The sequence below is a fragment of the Micromonospora sp. WMMD1219 genome (assembly GCF_049315215.1).
Classification (GTDB): domain Bacteria; phylum Actinomycetota; class Actinomycetes; order Mycobacteriales; family Micromonosporaceae; genus Micromonospora; species Micromonospora tulbaghiae.
In genome coordinates this window covers 1479009-1494181 of sequence record NZ_CP186057.1, presented here as the reverse complement: position 1 = coordinate 1494181, position 15173 = coordinate 1479009, and the positions used below count along the sequence as shown (strand labels likewise).

At 71.9% G+C, this 15173-nt stretch carries 17 protein-coding genes; 13 read left to right on the top strand and 4 right to left on the bottom strand.

Annotated features, from left to right (window positions below; all coding sequences use genetic code 11):
- The first annotated feature begins 20 nt into the window (after positions 1-20).
- The 8 genes from ACN27C_RS07165 (at position 21) to ACN27C_RS07130 (ending at position 8116) form a co-directional block, all read left to right on the top strand.
- Positions 21-482, top strand: coding sequence for a MarR family winged helix-turn-helix transcriptional regulator (locus tag ACN27C_RS07165; protein ID WP_302904664.1), 462 nt, complete (start codon positions 21-23; stop codon positions 480-482).
- 71 nt (positions 483-553) lie between these two features.
- Positions 554-1156 carry a helix-turn-helix domain-containing protein gene (locus tag ACN27C_RS07160; protein WP_357898202.1) on the top strand — a complete coding sequence of 201 codons (603 nt, stop codon included), beginning with the start codon at positions 554-556 and terminating at the stop codon, positions 1154-1156.
- Positions 1156-1527, top strand: coding sequence for a hypothetical protein (locus tag ACN27C_RS07155; protein WP_302904662.1), 372 nt, complete (start codon positions 1156-1158; stop codon positions 1525-1527). The genes ACN27C_RS07160 and ACN27C_RS07155 overlap by 1 nt, the downstream gene beginning before the upstream one ends.
- A complete protein-coding gene (locus ACN27C_RS07150) occupies positions 1524-2429 on the top strand; it encodes an ABC transporter ATP-binding protein (protein WP_422750767.1) in 906 nt (301 codons plus the stop codon). The genes ACN27C_RS07155 and ACN27C_RS07150 overlap by 4 nt, the downstream gene beginning before the upstream one ends.
- Positions 2426-3220 carry an ABC transporter permease gene (locus ACN27C_RS07145; protein ID WP_121686285.1) on the top strand — a complete coding sequence of 265 codons (795 nt, stop codon included), beginning with the start codon at positions 2426-2428 and terminating at the stop codon, positions 3218-3220. Before ACN27C_RS07150 ends, ACN27C_RS07145 begins: the two co-directional genes overlap by 4 nt.
- Positions 3221-3331: 111 nt before the next feature.
- A complete protein-coding gene (locus ACN27C_RS07140; RefSeq protein ID WP_422750766.1) occupies positions 3332-4324 on the top strand; it encodes an endonuclease domain-containing protein in 993 nt (330 codons plus the stop codon).
- Positions 4311-4952 (top strand): hypothetical protein, encoded by a 642-nt coding sequence (locus tag ACN27C_RS07135; RefSeq protein ID WP_422750765.1) that lies wholly within the window; start codon positions 4311-4313, stop codon positions 4950-4952. Before ACN27C_RS07140 ends, ACN27C_RS07135 begins: the two co-directional genes overlap by 14 nt.
- Positions 4952-8116: an ATP-binding protein gene (locus ACN27C_RS07130; protein ID WP_422750764.1), complete on the top strand. Its 3165-nt coding sequence runs from the start codon at positions 4952-4954 to the stop codon at positions 8114-8116. The genes ACN27C_RS07135 and ACN27C_RS07130 overlap by 1 nt, the downstream gene beginning before the upstream one ends.
- Here the strand turns inward: ACN27C_RS07130 and ACN27C_RS07125 are convergent.
- The gene (locus ACN27C_RS07125; protein ID WP_422750763.1) at positions 8098-9012 is read right to left on the bottom strand and encodes an alcohol dehydrogenase catalytic domain-containing protein; all 915 of its coding nucleotides are present in this window, start codon (positions 9010-9012) and stop codon (positions 8098-8100) included. The two genes, ACN27C_RS07130 and ACN27C_RS07125, sit on opposite strands and share 19 nt — an antisense overlap.
- Positions 9013-9128: 116 nt before the next feature.
- Here ACN27C_RS07125 and ACN27C_RS07120 point away from each other — a divergent pair, with 116 nt between their 5' ends.
- From ACN27C_RS07120 to ACN27C_RS07110, 3 genes are all read left to right on the top strand, one after another.
- On the top strand, positions 9129-9560 hold the full coding sequence (locus tag ACN27C_RS07120; RefSeq protein ID WP_422750762.1) for a winged helix-turn-helix transcriptional regulator: 432 nt from the start codon (positions 9129-9131) through the stop codon (positions 9558-9560).
- 289 nt (positions 9561-9849) lie between these two features.
- Positions 9850-11316, top strand: coding sequence for an endo-1,4-beta-xylanase (locus ACN27C_RS07115; protein WP_422750761.1), 1467 nt, complete (start codon positions 9850-9852; stop codon positions 11314-11316).
- Positions 11317-11447: 131 nt separating this feature from the next.
- A complete protein-coding gene (locus tag ACN27C_RS07110; protein WP_422750760.1) occupies positions 11448-11747 on the top strand; it encodes a hypothetical protein in 300 nt (99 codons plus the stop codon).
- Positions 11748-11762: 15 nt separating this feature from the next.
- Here ACN27C_RS07110 and ACN27C_RS07105 read toward each other — a convergent pair whose 3' ends face one another.
- From ACN27C_RS07105 to ACN27C_RS07095, 3 genes are all read right to left on the bottom strand, one after another.
- Positions 11763-12281 carry a cupin domain-containing protein gene (locus ACN27C_RS07105; protein ID WP_422750759.1) on the bottom strand — a complete coding sequence of 173 codons (519 nt, stop codon included), beginning with the start codon at positions 12279-12281 and terminating at the stop codon, positions 11763-11765.
- A 98-nt stretch (positions 12282-12379) separates the two neighbouring features.
- Positions 12380-13117: a class I SAM-dependent methyltransferase gene (locus ACN27C_RS07100; RefSeq protein ID WP_422750757.1), complete on the bottom strand. Its 738-nt coding sequence runs from the start codon at positions 13115-13117 to the stop codon at positions 12380-12382.
- Positions 13118-13252: 135 nt separating this feature from the next.
- Positions 13253-13756, bottom strand: a complete 504-nt coding sequence (locus ACN27C_RS07095; protein ID WP_422750756.1) for a winged helix-turn-helix transcriptional regulator — start codon at positions 13754-13756, stop codon at positions 13253-13255.
- Positions 13757-13875: 119 nt separating this feature from the next.
- On the opposite strand from ACN27C_RS07095, the gene ACN27C_RS07090 reads away from it, so the two are divergent.
- The gene (locus tag ACN27C_RS07090) at positions 13876-14544 is read left to right on the top strand and encodes a DUF899 domain-containing protein (protein WP_355111279.1); all 669 of its coding nucleotides are present in this window, start codon (positions 13876-13878) and stop codon (positions 14542-14544) included.
- Positions 14541-15065 carry a pyridoxamine 5'-phosphate oxidase family protein gene (locus ACN27C_RS07085; RefSeq protein WP_187690094.1) on the top strand — a complete coding sequence of 175 codons (525 nt, stop codon included), beginning with the start codon at positions 14541-14543 and terminating at the stop codon, positions 15063-15065. The genes ACN27C_RS07090 and ACN27C_RS07085 overlap by 4 nt, the downstream gene beginning before the upstream one ends.
- The last annotated feature ends 108 nt before the right edge of the window (positions 15066-15173 follow it).

Below are 15173 nucleotides of genomic sequence, written 5' to 3'. Positions count from 1 at the left end.
TTTACGGCTAGGCTGGGCACGTGGAGAACCCGGAGCCGGACCTCGTACCGACCCGTCTGGCCGGCCTGCCGAGCTGGCTGATCACCCAGACCGCCGTACGCGCCGGCCGGTTGGTCGCCGACGGCCTCGCCGCTGTCGACGCGCGGGGTTACCACTTCCGGCTGCTCGCCACGCTCGACGAGTTCGGGCCGGCCAGTCAGGCGGCGCTCGGCCGGCGCAGCGGCATCCACGTCAGTGACGTGGTGGCGGCGCTCAACGAACTCGCCGAGCGGGAGTTCGTCACCCGCAGCCCGGACCCGGCCGACCGGCGGCGCAACGTCGTCACCATCACCGCGGCCGGGCGGCGGCAGTTGCGGCGGCTGGAGAAGCGGCTCGCCGCCGTCCAGGACGACCTGCTCGCGCCGCTGTCGCCGGACGAGCGCGCGGACCTGACCCGGCTCCTGTCGCGAGTGCTGGCCCACCACACCCGCCCGCCCGCCTGACCGCCGCGTTCCGCCGCGGTTCTTGCCCACGCCCTACCATTATCGTTCTCGATAGTGATAACGTCTAGGGCGTGACGACGTCGATGGAGCGGTGGGCGGAGACCGCACTGCACCCGGTGCGGATCCGCATCCTGCGCGCGGCCGCGGGTGCCCGGGTTACCACTCACGACCTGGTCGAGCTGCTGCCCGACGTCCCGCAGGCCACGCTCTACCGGCACCTGGCGACGCTCGTGAAGACCGGGATGCTCGACGTGGTGGAGGAGCGCAAGGTCCGCGGCGCCGTCGAGCGGGTGTACGCGCTGCCCGCGCACGGCGCGGCGCTGGACCCGGCGGCCCTGGCGGCGGCGACGCCGGAGGACCACGCGCGCTACTTCACCGCGTTCGTGTCGAGCCTGCTGTCCGAGTTCTCCCGCTACCTGGCGCGGGACTCCGTCGACTTCGTCGCCGACGGCGTCGGATACCAGCAGCTCGTACTGCACCTGACCGACGCCGAGCTGCACGAGTTCGCGGCCGGGCTCAACGCGCTGGTCGGCCCGTTGCTCGCCAGAGGGCCCGGCGACGGACGGATCCCCCGGCTGCTGGCGACCATCCTGATGCCCGCCGACCGCCAGGCGGCCCCCGGCGACACGCACACATCAGCGCACGACTCCGACACGACGAAGGGCGACGACTGATGGCCTCCGTGATCCTCGACGGCGATGTGATCGACATCCGGTTCACCGGATGGGAACGGATGTGGATCGGGCGGGAGCGGTTCGCGCTACGCCTGGCCGCCGTGCGGCACGCCGCACCGGTGGACGAGCCGATCCGGCTGGCCCGTGGCGCCCGGCGCGGGTACGCGGTGTCCGGCTTCGCCAAGATCGGCGTCTGGGGCATCTTCGGCGGCCCCCGGCAGCTCGTGGCGGCCCGGCGGGGTCAGCCCGGCCTGCACCTGGTGCTGGACCGCGCGGCGGCCGGCGGAGAGTTCGACGAGGTCGTCGTCTCCGACCCGGCCGCGGCAGGCCTTGCCGAGACGATCGGGCGTGCGACGAGGAGCCGGCCGTGACCGGCGACCACCTGTCGATCGAGGCGTCGGGCCTGACCAAACGCTACGGCGACGTCACCGCCGTACACGATCTGACCTTCACCGTGCGGCCCGGCGCGGTCACCGGCTTCCTCGGCCCGAACGGCGCCGGCAAGACCACCACGCTGCGCATGCTGACCGGACTGGTGACGCCGACCAGCGGCACCGCCACGATCGGCGGACAGCCCTACGGCCGGCTGACCCAGCCGTCGCGGACCGTCGGCGCGGTGTTCGACGGCAACGCGTTCCACCCCGGCCACACCGCCCGTGACCACCTGCGCCTCTACGCCGCGATGGCCGGCTGCCCGGACAGCCGCGTCGCGGAGCTGCTGGACCTGCTCGGCCTCGCGCACGCCGCCGACCGTCGTACCCGGGGGTTCTCCACCGGCATGCGCCAACGGCTCAGCCTCGCCACGGCGCTGCTCGGCGATCCTCGCGTCCTGCTGCTCGACGAACCGTCGAACGGCCTGGACCCGGAAGGCATGTCGTGGCTGCGCGGCCTGCTGCGCCGGCTCGCCGACGAGGGCCGCACCGTGCTGGTCTCCAGCCACGTCCTGCACGAGGTCCAGCAGGTGGTGGACGACGTGGTGGTGATCCGGCGCGGCGAACTCGTCGCCGCCGGGCCGTGGTCCCGGCTCACCGGCCCGCCGACGGTGCTCGTCACCTCGCCGGACGCGGACGCCCTGGCCACCGCGCTGACGGCCGCCGCCGGGTCCGTCGAGGCCGCCGGGCCCGGCCGCCTGCGGGTACGCAGACTGGACGCGCCACGCGTCGCCGACCTCGCCGCGGACCACCGTCTGCGGATCCACGAGCTGGTCACCGAGACCACAAGCCTCGAACAGCTCTTCCTCGACCTGACCACCGACCCGGCGGAGGCCCGATGAACCTGCTCAGAGCGGAACTACGCCGGGTGCTGGCGACCCGGATGTGGGGCGGGCTGCTGCTCACCGCCGTCGCGCTCGGCGGTGGCCTGGTCGGGCTGATGGCGCTCGTCGGGCCGGAGAACTTCGACCCGCCGATGCCCGGACTGCACACCGAGGAGGGCCTGCGGTCGATCCTCGGCATCCTCGGCTTCACCGCCTTCGTTCCGGCCGCCGCCGGCGCCCTCGCGGCCACGTCCGAATACCGGCACGGCACCGCCGCCGTCACGTTCCTGTTCGCGCCGCGCCGAGGGCGGGTGCTCGCCGCCAAACTCGCCACCCACGCGATCGTCGGCCTCGGCTACGGGATCGCGCTGGCCGGCTCCGCCGCGGTGGCCCTGTTCGCGGTCGCCGCCGTGCGTGGCGTGTCGCTGGGCCTGCCCGCTCCCACGGTGCTGGCGCTACTCGCCCGCATCGGCGTCGCGATGGCGGTCTACCTGCTCGTCGGCACCGGCGTGGGTGCCCTGCTCCGCAACCAGATCGCGGCCGTGTGCGTGGTCGTCGGCTACCTGTACCTGGCCGAGCCCGTCCTGATGATGATCCCCGGCGTCAACGCGATCTACCCGCTCCTGCCCGGCGGAGCCACCGCCGCGCTCACCGACTTCACCTACGTCGCCGACGCGATGTCCGCGCAGCTCGGAAGCGACGCCGTCGCCCTCCTGCCACCGGCGGCCGGCGCCCTGCTGCTGACCGGGTACGCGGTCGCCGCCGCCGCGATCGCCGTGGTCGTGCCGATGCGCCGCGACATCACCTGAGCGTCGCCGCTTCGTCGCCGTCCGGCGTATCAGGGCTGGCGCCGGCCGAAGACGATTCGTACTCTGGTCCTCCGACGCTCAGGGGCGACGGTGGGGGAGGGTCGACGCTGCATGGACCCGGTCCTCGCCGGTCTGCCGACCGACCGCGTCGTCGCCCTGCCCGGCGCGGACACCGACGCGGTCGCCATGACGATCGCCCGCGACCACGCGGAGTTGGCCGCCGTCGTGCACCGCCCGGCCTCGGCGTACGCCATGCCCGCGGACTTCGTGCATGCCGCGCTGGACCGGCTCGAACAGGTCGCCGTCGAGCTGCTGCCGGCCTGGCTGCCCGAGGCCGCGCACGACGTCCGCCCGGACACCTCCGGACTCGCCGCCGTGCGGGCCGCGGCCGGCGCGCGCTCGCGCCGGGACCGCTACCCCGGCTCGTTCCTGACCGACCTGGCCGTCTTCGCGGTGACCGGGCGACGGCCGAGTGTCACGACGCTCCCGTTGCGCGCCGGGGCCGCCGCGCTGGCGCGTCTCGTGGCCGACGCGTTCGGGCGGCGGAAGGTGGTGCTGGTCGTCGAGCCGGTCCACGGCGACGCCGCGGTGGTGGCGGCCGGGGGCGCGTGGCTCGTGCAGCACGGCGGCCCGCCGGTCTGGCTGACCGGAGCCGGCGCGGCCGGGCTGGAGGGGCTTTCGGCGTTCCCCGTCGCGCCGCCGGCCGGACCCGCCGGGTACGCGCCGGTGGCGGGCCGGCCGCATCCGGGCAGCGACGCCGAGAAGCGCCTGGAGGCGGCGCTGGCCGCGCAGAGCTGGTCGGCCGGGCGCAGATGGAACCAGAACTACCAGTCGCACCGCCTTTCCGCGCCGGTACGCCTGGATCTAGTGTGGCCGGACGAGCGGTGCGTGGTGGAGATCGACGGCCCGGAGCACTGCCGCCCGGTCCGCTTCGAGGCCGACCGGCAACGTGACGTCCAGCTGCAACTGGACGGCTACGCCGTCCTGCGTTTCACCAACGCCCGAGTAATCCACGACGTCGGCACCGTGGTCACGCAGATCGGCACCTATCTGCGGGCACGTCGCCGAGACCTGGCGGAAGGACGGCACCATGGCCGGCGATGACCTGACCGCATCCGAGAGCGCGATCCTCGTCGTGCTCATGGCCGAGGCGCGGGAGGTGCTGAGCACCGAACTGCGGGACCGCTACGGCCTGGTCGTACGCAAGCCGCAGCGCGACAAGCTCACCCGCCTGCACTACGTCGCCAGCCGCAAGAGCGGGCCGACGTACGCCCTGCAATTGGACGACAAGGGCTGGGTACGGATGCAGAGCGACCTGGACTTCGCGCTGCGGGGCGCGAGTGCGCTCGGTGCCGCGCTCACCGCTTTGCAGGTGAGCCTGCGTGACCGTGTCCTGGCGCGCAGCGGGTGCGCGACGCTCGCCGAACTGTTCGCGCTCACCGACGTGCGCGCGCCCGCCGCCGAGCCGGCCGGGTCGCTGGAGGCGCGTGTGGTCGCCGCGTACCGGGCGCTCGCCGACGAGCCCGGCGCCTGGGTGAGCCTGCGGCGCCTGCGACCGTTCTTCGCCGACGTGCCCCGCGACGACCTGGACGAGGCGCTGCGGCAGCTCAGCCGGTCCGAGGGCGTCACCATCGCGCCGGAGTCGAACCAGAAGACGCTCACCGAGGCGGACACCGCTGCCGCGCTCCGCCTCGGCGGGCAGGAGAACCACCTGCTGGCGATCGGCGTGTGATGAACGAAGCGGAACGGAACGCGCTGGCAGCCCTGCGGTTCGACTGGGCGCCGGTGCCCGACGACGTGTGGCGCCCGCTGCCCTTCCACGTCGACGGCCTGCACGTACCCGTCGTCCGGGACGTCCTCGCCGGGGTGGACGAGGCCGCGTCGAACCCGCACGGCAGCCCGCTCGGCCTCGTCGTCCAGGGCCAGCGCGGATCCGGCAAGACCCACCTGCTGGGCGTCGTCCGCCAGCAGGTGCAGGAGCGCGGCGGCTACTTCTTCCTGGTCGGCCTGCTCGACGCCGGTGGCTTCTGGGACGGCGTGCTCGCCGCGATGCTCGACGGCCTGTCCCGTCCGGTGCCCGGCAGTCGCGAGACGCAGCTCAAACTGCTGCTGCGGCGGCTGTCCGCGATGGTGGGGGCACCACGCACGGCGCGCCGGGCCGTCATGGGCGACACCGAACTGACCAGGGCGGCGCTCGACGCCTTCCTGGAAGGGCTCGGGGACTTCGACAGGCACGCGGCCCGCACCTGCCAGGAGACGGCGCGCGCGCTCGCGCTCAGCGCCTCCGAGGACATCTCCCACCGCGACGTGGCGGAGAACTACTTCCTCTCCGGTGAGGAGATGGTCGCCGGGGAACGCGCGGCCTGGGGCATGCGCCGGGGTCCGCGCCCGGCCCAGCAGATCGTGCAGGACCTGTCCTGGCTGCTCGCCCTCACCGGTCCGTCGGTCGTGGCGATCGACCAGATCGACACGCTCATCGCCCAGTTGGCGATCCAGAGCGATCCCGCCCTGGCCGGTGCCGCCGCCATGAGTCCCGAGCAGGCGCTGATGCTGGCCCGGATGGCGGACGGCCTGATGGCGTTGCGGCAGACGACGCGGCGCACGCTCACCGTGCTCGCCTGCATTCCGAACTCGTGGACCGTCATCAAGTCCGCCGCGGCCGACACGGTGGCCGACCGGTTCCGCGAAGCCTCGCCTCTGCGCCGGATCGACGACGCCGACCTGGCCCGGGCGATCATCGAGAAGCGGTTCACCCTCCGCTACCGGGAGGCGGGTTTCGTGCCGCCGTACCCGTCGTGGCCGGTGTCCCCGCGTGCCTTCGCCGAGGCCGGTGCCTTCACGCCGCGCCAACTGCTCATCGAGATCGACCGGCACATCCGCGAGTGCATCGCCGACGACCAGGTCCGCGAGATGACCACGCTCGGCGAGCCGCCCACGGCGGAGCCGCGCGCGCCGCGGCCCGCCCCGGTGAGCGCCACCGGCGAGGAGATGGACCGGTACGACGCCCGGTTCGCCGAGCTGCGGGAGGCCGCCGACGTCACCGGCCCGCTCCGGCGCGCGTCCGAGGACGAGGCGATGCCGCCGCTGCTCGCCGCCGGGCTCACCGCCTGGATCCTGGAGCGGGGCGACGCGGGCGAGGCGTTCAGTGTCGATCCGCCGCCGAGCACCGACCCGCCGCTGCACGCCCGGCTGCGGCTCACGCTCGACGAGCGCACCGAGGACCAGGTGCACTGGTGTTTCCGGGCGATCGGCGACGACCACCACGGCAACGCGGCGCTGGCCCGGCTCCGCAAGGCGAGCGTGGCCGCCGCCCTCGACACCGGATCGGGCCGACGGAAGCTGTTCCTGCTGCGCAACCGCGCCTGGTCGGCGAGCGCGGCCACCCGCAAGGCGGTCGGCGCGTTCACCGAGGCGGGCGGTCAGACGCTCGGCCTCGACGACGAGGATGTGCGCATCCTGTCCGCGCTGCGGGTCATGCTCGCCGAGGCCACCATGGACCTTCAGGGCTGGCTGGCCGAGCGTCGGCCGACCCGGGAGCTGAAGTTCCTCCAGCACGCGCTGGCCGATGTGGACCGCTGGACCACCGACGCCGGACCGCCGCCGGAACCCGCCGAGCCGGCACCGCCCGCCAACGCTGCCACCGGCCCGGCCGATCCCTCCTTCGTTGTCGGCCACGGGTACGACGACGGGGAACCGGTGCCGCTGGCGCTGGAGGCGCTGCGCAAGCACACCACGATCTTCGCCGGGTCCGGCTCCGGCAAGACCGTCCTCATCCGCCGCATCGTCGAGGAGTGCGCGCTGGCGGGCGTCTCGGCCATCGTGCTCGACCCCAACAACGACCTCGCCCGCCTCGGGGAGGGATGGCCCGAGCCGCCAGCGCAGTGGCGACCGGGCGACGCGGACCGGGCCCGGGACTACCTCGCGCACACCGACGTCGTCGTCTGGACGCCGCGCCGCAACTCGGGCCGTCCGCTGAGCTTCCAGCCGCTGCCCGACTTCACCGGCGTACGCGACGATCCGGACGAGTTCGCCGAGGCCGTCGAGGCGGCCGTCGCGTCGCTCGCGCCGCGCGCCATGGTGACCGGCCGGGCCACCCGGGCGCACCTCGGGCTGGCCGTGCTGCGCAAGGCCGTCGAGCACTACGGCCGGCGCGGCGGCTCGCGGTTGCAGGGCGTCGTCGACACGCTCGCCGACCTGCCGGACGGGATCATCGACCTGGACGACGCCGACAAGATCGGCCTCAGCCTGGCGCAGACCCTGACCGCCGCCATGGTGAACGACCCGCTGTTCGGCGGTGAGGGCACACCGATGGACCCCGGCGTGCTCCTCACCCCCGCACCCGGCAAGCGGGCCCGCGTCTCCGTGGTCAGCCTGGTGGGCCTGCCGTCCGACGACGTACGGCAGAGCTTCGTCAACCAGCTCCAGATGGCGTTGTTCGCCTGGATCAAGAAGAACCCGGCCGGTGACCGCCCGCTGCTCGGGCTGCTCATCATGGACGAGGCGCAGACGTTCGCCCCGTCCGGAGCGATGACCGCGTGCACCCAGAGCACGCTGGCGCTCGCCGCCCAGGCCCGCAAGTACGGACTCGGGCTGATCTTCGCCACCCAGGCGCCGAAAGGGCTGCACAACCGCATCCCCGGCAACGCGGCGACCCAGCTCTACGGTCTGATGAACAGCCCGATCCAGATCGAGGCGGCCCGCGAGATGGCCCGGGCGAAGGGCGGCGACGTGCCGGACATCTCCCGCCTGACGGTGGGCGAGTTCTACCTCGCAGCCGAGGGCGCCGCGCCCCGCAAGATCCGCACCCCGCTGTCGCTCACCCACCATCCGCGCAGCCCGCTCACCGTCGAGGAGGTGCTGGACCGGGCGCGCGGCGCTCAGGGGCGCAGCACGTAGCGCCCGCGTACCCCGCCCGCGGCCATCGCCCGGTGCGCGTCCGCGGCCCGGTCCAGCGGCAGGACCGCGTGCACCCGGGCCGGCAGTTCACCGGCCGCGGTGCGGGCGAGCAGGTCGGCGAGGCGTACCCCGTCGGCGCGGGTCTCGATCACGCGGACGGTGACGCCGCGCTCGGCGGCCGGCTGCGCGTTGGGCCGCACGCCGACGAACGCGCCGCCGTCGCGGACCAGGGCGAGCGCCCGCTCCTGCCAGGCGGCCGCGTCGGCGACCGCGTCCCAGCCCGGTTCGGCGGCGGTGGTGAAGTCGGCGCCGAGGCTGCGGACGAACTTCTCGTCCGCGGCCCGCGCCAGGCCGGTCACCCGCCATCCCCGGGCCGGGGCGAGCGCGAGGACGTAGCCGCCGACCGCGCCGGCCGCGCCGGTGACCAGCAGCCGGCCGCCGGCGGGCGGCTCGCCGAGCAGATCGACGACCTGCGCCGCGGCCAGGCCGTTGAGCGGCACTGTCGCCGCCGCCACCAGGTCCAGATCATCGGGTACGACGGCGAGGTCGGCCGCGGGCACGACGAGCTGTTCGGCGTACGTGCCGTAGTCGCGGTCGAACCCGACCACCAGACCGGCGACCCGGGTGCCGGCGGTCAGGTCGACGCCCGGGCCGGCGGCGTCGACGGTGCCGGCGAAGTCCCAGCCGAGGCCGGTGTGGTGCGGCTGGTCGATCAGCCCCAGCGAGTGGAAGAAGCCGCCCGCCACTCCGAGGTCGACGGGGTTGACCGCCGCCGCGGCGACGGCCACCCGGACCTCGCCGGGCCCCGGCTCGCGCTCCGGGACGTCGACGATCTCGATCGCGCCGGGTCCGCCCGGGGTGCGGACGACGGCGGTGCGGAAGGTACGCGTACCCATGGTCGGGTCTCCTTTGTTCTTGAGGGGTGACCTGCTCCACGATGGAGGGGTAACTTTCTTTCGGGAAGTACGCACTTCGGAGTGCGTTGGGTACCTCGGGGTGGGAGGCGCGGACGATGCCGACGCAGACGGCGGCGCAGAAGCGGGCGCAGGCGCGGGCCGAGTACGACGCGTTCCTCGCCGGCTGCCCGAGCCGGCAACTCCTGGACCGGATCTCCGACAAGTGGGTGGCGCTGATCCTGGCCGCGCTCGGTCGTGACGGCCCGGACCGCAACGCCGAGCCGCGGGCCATGCGCTACTCCGAGCTGTCCCGCCGGCTGGCCGGGGTCAGCCAGAAGATGCTCACCCAGACGTTGCGCTCACTGGAACGCGATGGCCTGGTCACCCGCACCGTGACGCCGAGCGTGCCGGTGACCGTCACCTACGAACTGACCGACCTGGGTCTGTCGCTGCACCGGCTGACGTACGGCATCAAGGTGTGGGCCGAGGCGCACATGGACGAGGTGCACGCCAACCGCGAGCGCTACGACGCCGCGGTCGATCGCTGACCGGTCGCGCCAGGATTTTCCGAAACTTTCGGTCCTCGCCGCGGCTCTCGTCGCGCTTCGTTCTCACGGACATCTGTGGACTCCCGCGCTGATCAGCCGGTTGAGTCCATGTTCGCGTTGACATCGACATTGACCGATCGTGCCGTCGCGGATATCTTCCCAGGGAAGTTACCGGTACATCTTCGAAAAGTTTCAGGGCAGTGACGCGGGGGTGGGCGCACCGCCGGCTCCCACCCGCGTCCAGCCGGGCATCGCCAGCGCATCATCGTCCGATATGCAGAGGAGTGTCATGAAACATCTACCGAGGCGCAGCCACCGCGTGGTGCTGGCCGCCGTCACCAGCGCGCTCGCACTTGCCGGTGCCGCGCTCGTGGTGCCCAGCCTGGCCCAGGCGGCGGCGAGCACGCTCGGTGCCGCCGCGGCACAGTCGGGCCGCTACTTCGGCACCGCCATCGCGGCGAACCGGCTGGGCGACTCCACGTACAGCACCATCGCGGCGCGTGAGTTCAACATGATCACGGCCGAGAACGAGATGAAGCCGGAAGCGCTGCAGCCCAACCGGGGCCAGTTCAACTTCTCCTCCGGCGACCAGATCTACAACTGGGCGACCCAGCGCGGTCTCCAGGTCCGCGGCCACACGCTGGCCTGGCACGCGCAGCAGCCCGGCTGGATGCAGAGCCTGAACGGCAGTAACCTTCGTCAGGCCATGATCGACCACATCAACGGCGTGATGGCCCACTACCGGGGCAAGCTCGCCGCGTGGGACGTGGTCAACGAGGCGTTCAACGAGGACGGCAGCCGCCGCAGCTCCAACCTCCAGGGCACCGGCAACGACTGGATCGAGGTCGCGTTCCGCACCGCCCGGGCGGCCGACCCGTCGACCAAGCTCTGCTACAACGACTACAACATCGAGAACTGGTCGTACGGCAAGACGCAGGGCGTCTACAACATGATCCGGGACTTCAAGTCCCGCGGCGTCCCGATCGACTGCGTGGGCCTGCAGACCCACTTCACCGGCGGCAGCTCGCTGCCCGGCAACTTCCAGACCACGCTGCAGAACTTCGCCGCCCTCGGCGTCGACGTGGCGCTGACCGAGGTCGACGTCACCAACTCGTCCACCAGCCAGTACGCCGGGCTGACCCAGGCGTGCCTGAACGTGCCGCGCTGCATCGGCATCACCGTGTGGGGCGTCCGCGACAGCGACTCGTGGCGCTCCAACGAGAACCCGCTGCTCTTCGACGGCAGCGGCAACAAGAAGGCCGCGTACAACTCGGTCCTCAACGCCCTCAACGCCGCGAAGCCCAACCCCACCCCGACCGTGACGCCGACCGTGACCCCGACCGGCGGACCGACCACGCCGCCGCCGACCAGCGGCGCCAGCCGGATCGTCGGCAGCCAGTCCGGCCGGTGCATCGACGTGCCGAACTCCTCGCAGAGCAACGGCACCCGGGTGCAGCTCTACGACTGCCACGGCCAGACCAACCAGCGGTGGACCTACACCTCCAGCCGGCAGCTGACCGTGTACGGCTCGATGTGCCTGGACGCCGCCGGCTCCGGCAACGGCTCGGCCGTCCAGATCTACAGCTGCAACGGCCAGACGAACCAGCAGTGGAACGTCAACTCCAACGGCACCATCAGCGGAGTCCAGTCCGGCCGCTGCCTCGACGTCTGGGGCACCGGTAACGGCCAGCAGGTGCAGATCTACGACTGCAACAGCCAGGCCAACCAGCGGTTCCAGCTCGTCGCGGCGAGCTGACCCCCTCGTACGGAAGGCGCGCGACGGGCGGGCCCGGTCTGAACACGATCGGGTCCGCCCGTCGCGTCTCTGAGCATTAGCCTGGCTCGGAGTGTGTGCGGCGGCCGCGCGCGAGGGGAGCGGAGGCGGCAGTGGTCATCGTGGTCTTCGACGCCGACCGGGAGTGGTACATCCAGGGCCGCGTCTACGCGAACATCATCGAGTCGGTGCCGGCCGGGATGCTCCAGGACGACGACTTGGAGCTGCACATGTGGCCTGCCCGGGCGATGGGCCTGCTGAGGCTGCCGGGCATGGAACCGGACCGAGCCGAGCGAATTGCGGCCGCGCTCACCGAGGGCGCGGCCCGCCGCCTGCGGACCATCGACCAGAGCGACACCGAGCTGGTCACGTTCTACGAAGGCCTGCGAGAGATCGCCGCCCGGCACGCCTGATTCGTGCCCGCCAGGTCAAGGGACAAGCAACTCCGAGCGGTATTCGGAGGCCAGCGCGGCGGCCCGGTTCCGGCGCTCGGCCTGCTCCTCGTCGGTGAGAGCCGGCGGCGGCGAGGTGGGACCGTCCACCCGATCGCCCACGCGCAGGAAATACTCGTCCTGCCCGGCAGGGGTGCACATGCACAGCAGCCGCGCGGGCTGGTCGAACGAGTTGCGGAAGAAGTGCGGCGCGTTCGCCGGGATGTTGATCGTCTCCCCGGCCCGCGCGACGGTCTGCTCGCCCCGGAACGTGAACTCCACCGCCCCGTCGAGCACCGTGAACATCTCCTCGAAGTCGTGCCGGTGCGGAGGCGGCCCACCGCCCGGCGGAACGCGCATGTCGATCAGGCAGTACCGGCCGGCCGTCTGCTCGCCGGTGACCAGGATCGTGTAGGTGCCGCCCGCGATGGCGAGGTGCGTGAGGGCGGGGTCGTCGGGACGGGCGTGGACGAGGGTGCGGGTCGGATCGTCGGACGGGATCGCAGCGCTGGCCATCGGCTCTCCTCGCTCGCGGGTCTGCTCATGGGGTCTGCGGATCGATACCCCTCATAGCCATCCGGAAAGCCGCTAAACCTGGGTGCCTTGGTGGACCGTCATGCCGGTCGGCGGGCGACCACCGCCAGGGCCATGCCGAAGAACTTCAACGGCGATCGCTCGACCGCGTCGGTCACCGGCCGGATACGACGCCCGAAGCCGGACCGGTCGAACGGCGGCATGATGTAGTCCACCGCTACCGGCTCCAGCCCGGCCCGCCGGAGCTGCGCGGACAAGCCGCGGGCGGTGAAGCAACGGGCATCTGCCAGCCGCCGGTGCAGCGGCACGATCCACGGCAGGAACGGACCCCGCGCGGGCCGGTACCGCTTCCCGCGGATCAGGAACCCATGAGTCTCGAACGGGAACCACCGGTTGGGCGTCGTCAGGGCGAAGCAGCCGCCGGGAACGAGCACGCGATGGACCTGCCGCAGGGCGGCATCGAGGTCGTCGATGTGCTCCACCACCTCGATGGCGGTGACCAGGTCGAAGCTCTCGTCCGGATAGTCCAGCTCGGTAGCGGACAACTCCCGCACGTTGATCTTCCGGGCCGCCGCCGGGTCCTCGGCCAGCCGCTTCCGGAACAGCGCCAACCGATCCTGCTGGATGTCCACGGCCTCGATCTGCTCGAACGCGCCGACCAGCCGCATCGTGTACGTGCCGTCTCCGCAGCCGATCTCCAGTAATCGCCGGCCGGTCAGTGATGTGTGCCGGCTCAATGTGCCCAGCCGCTTCGCCACCCCACGCTCGCCGAACGCGCTGCCGTGCCCCAGTCCCAGGTTGCGACTCGTATTCACCATAGCCGCTGACCTTAGGCCTAACGAGCGTTTATGTGGGGGCACCGTTTTCGATGCGACGACCGCTGAGTGCGGTCGATGGTCGACCGGGTGACGAAGCTCGGCCGGCTTCCGGCGTGGCCTCGCGGAGACAGGCGCTCATCCGGGCTGCCGGCGTTCGTCTCGGTCGGGTAGTCCATCTTCGTCGCGCGAGTCTGCGCCGGGGCCGGGTAGTAGGTTGATGTCCGTGGCGTGCATGGGTTGTCCGCACGCCGAGCACCGCAGTTCCACCTGGCTGGTCCGGCCGCAGGCGTGGTGGCGGTAGAGCACCGGCGGGCCGGCTTCGCCCGCCGTCCACCGGTCGCCCCACCGCACCATGACCAGGAGTAGATCGCACAGCTCCATGCCCTTGTCGGTGAGCAGGTATTCGTGGCGGACCGGCCGGGTGGAGTACTCACGCCGGGTCAGCACGCCCTGGGTGACCAGCCAGTTCAGGCGCTCGGCGAGCACCTTGCGGGACACGCCGAGGCCCCGCTGGAGTTGCTCGAAGCGGTGTGTGCCGGCGTAGACGTCGCGCAGGATCAGCGGCGACCACGGTTCACCGATGACGTCGAGGGTGCGGGCGATCGAGCACGCCATCGCGCCGAACTGCGTTCGCTGCATGGCCCCACGATACTCATGATGGTTCCTTCAGGGAACGGACTCTGTTAACGTCACATCGGCATCGTTCCTTAAGGGAACGGGCAGACCTGATACCGCTGACGAGACGGGGAAGAGGCCGCATGAACCATCCACCGATCGTGCCGACCGAGGACTGGCAGACCGCGCTGGACACCCTGCGCAGCCGCGAGAAGATGCTCACCCGCCAGCTCGACGCGCTTGCCGCGGCGCGTCGCCGGCTGCCGATGACGCTGGTCGAGCAGGAGTACGTGTTCGAGGGCCCGGACGGGCCGGTCGGTCTGGCCGACCTGTTCCAGGGCCGCCGCCAGCTCATCGTGTACACCTTCATGTGGCACGGGGCCGATGACATCTGCTCGGGCTGCTCGATGTTCACCGACAACGTCGGCCACCCGGCCCACCTCAACGCCCGCGACGTCACCCTCGCGCTGATCTCCGGTGGCCCACTTGCCGACCTCATGGCGCTACGGCACCGGATGGGCTGGACCCTGCCCTGGTACTCGTCGCTGCACAACAGCTTCAACGCCGACATGGGAGCCGGCGACGGGTTCGCGCTGAACGTCTTCCTCCGCGCCGACGACCGGATCTTTCGTACCTACTCCACCACCGCCCGCGGCGTGGAACGGCTCGGCAGCAACTGGACCTTCCTCGACCTGACGCCGTACGGCCGGCAGGAGACCTGGGAAGACTCACCCGAGGGCTGGCCGCAGACCCAGCCCTACCAGTGGTGGCAGCTGCACGACGAGTACGACGACTCCACGGATCCGTCATGACCGTCAGTACGCCGATCGCCGAGCTGCTCTTCCGGCCGAAGGACGCGACACCGTTCGACACCGACGTGGCAACCATCAAGCCCTGGAGCCAGGCGTTGTCATGCCTCCGATCGGCGCACCGGGGCTGGCTGTCGACGGTGCGGCCGGACGGTCGCCCGCATGCCGCCCCGGTGATGCTGGTACTGGTGGACGGCGCGCCGTGCGTCGCGAGCCGCCCGGCCTCCCGCAAGGGCCGGAACCTGGCCCGCAACCCGCACACCGTCCTCACCGTCGGCGGCGAAGACCTCGACCTGGTGGTGGAGGGCAAGGCCCACCAGGTCGCAGGCGATGCCGCGCTGCGCGGGGTGGCTGCCGCCTTCGCCACGAAGTACGGCTGGGCATTCGACATCCGCGACGGTCGAGCCCACGACGAGAGTCTGCCCGGATCACCCCGGTACGCCTTCTACGAGATCTCTCTGGTCCGGGCCTTCGGCTACGGCTCGGACGGACTGACCGCGACCCGCTGGCGGTTCCACCACTGACGGGCCAACCCGCGACGATCACTTGGCGTTGACGCTCTCAAGCGGCTCGGCAATGCGCTCGACCGATGACACCCCCTGTGTCAACCTCAGGCAGCGAGCAAATCGTTT

Coding starts and splice junctions, on each gene's coding strand:
- ACN27C_RS07155 (WP_302904662.1), top strand. CDS start 1,156: ATGGCCTCCGTGATCCTCGACGGCGATGTGATCGACATCCGGTTCACC.
- ACN27C_RS07145 (WP_121686285.1), top strand. CDS start 2,426: ATGAACCTGCTCAGAGCGGAACTACGCCGGGTGCTGGCGACCCGGATG.
- ACN27C_RS07140 (WP_422750766.1), top strand. CDS start 3,332: ATGGACCCGGTCCTCGCCGGTCTGCCGACCGACCGCGTCGTCGCCCTG.
- ACN27C_RS07135 (WP_422750765.1), top strand. CDS start 4,311: ATGGCCGGCGATGACCTGACCGCATCCGAGAGCGCGATCCTCGTCGTG.
- ACN27C_RS07130 (WP_422750764.1), top strand. CDS start 4,952: ATGAACGAAGCGGAACGGAACGCGCTGGCAGCCCTGCGGTTCGACTGG.
- ACN27C_RS07125 (WP_422750763.1), bottom strand. CDS start 9,012: ATGGGTACGCGTACCTTCCGCACCGCCGTCGTCCGCACCCCGGGCGGA.
- ACN27C_RS07120 (WP_422750762.1), top strand. CDS start 9,129: ATGCCGACGCAGACGGCGGCGCAGAAGCGGGCGCAGGCGCGGGCCGAG.
- ACN27C_RS07115 (WP_422750761.1), top strand. CDS start 9,850: ATGAAACATCTACCGAGGCGCAGCCACCGCGTGGTGCTGGCCGCCGTC.
- ACN27C_RS07105 (WP_422750759.1), bottom strand. CDS start 12,281: ATGGCCAGCGCTGCGATCCCGTCCGACGATCCGACCCGCACCCTCGTC.
- ACN27C_RS07100 (WP_422750757.1), bottom strand. CDS start 13,117: ATGGTGAATACGAGTCGCAACCTGGGACTGGGGCACGGCAGCGCGTTC.
- ACN27C_RS07095 (WP_422750756.1), bottom strand. CDS start 13,756: ATGCAGCGAACGCAGTTCGGCGCGATGGCGTGCTCGATCGCCCGCACC.
- ACN27C_RS07090 (WP_355111279.1), top strand. CDS start 13,876: ATGAACCATCCACCGATCGTGCCGACCGAGGACTGGCAGACCGCGCTG.
- ACN27C_RS07085 (WP_187690094.1), top strand. CDS start 14,541: ATGACCGTCAGTACGCCGATCGCCGAGCTGCTCTTCCGGCCGAAGGAC.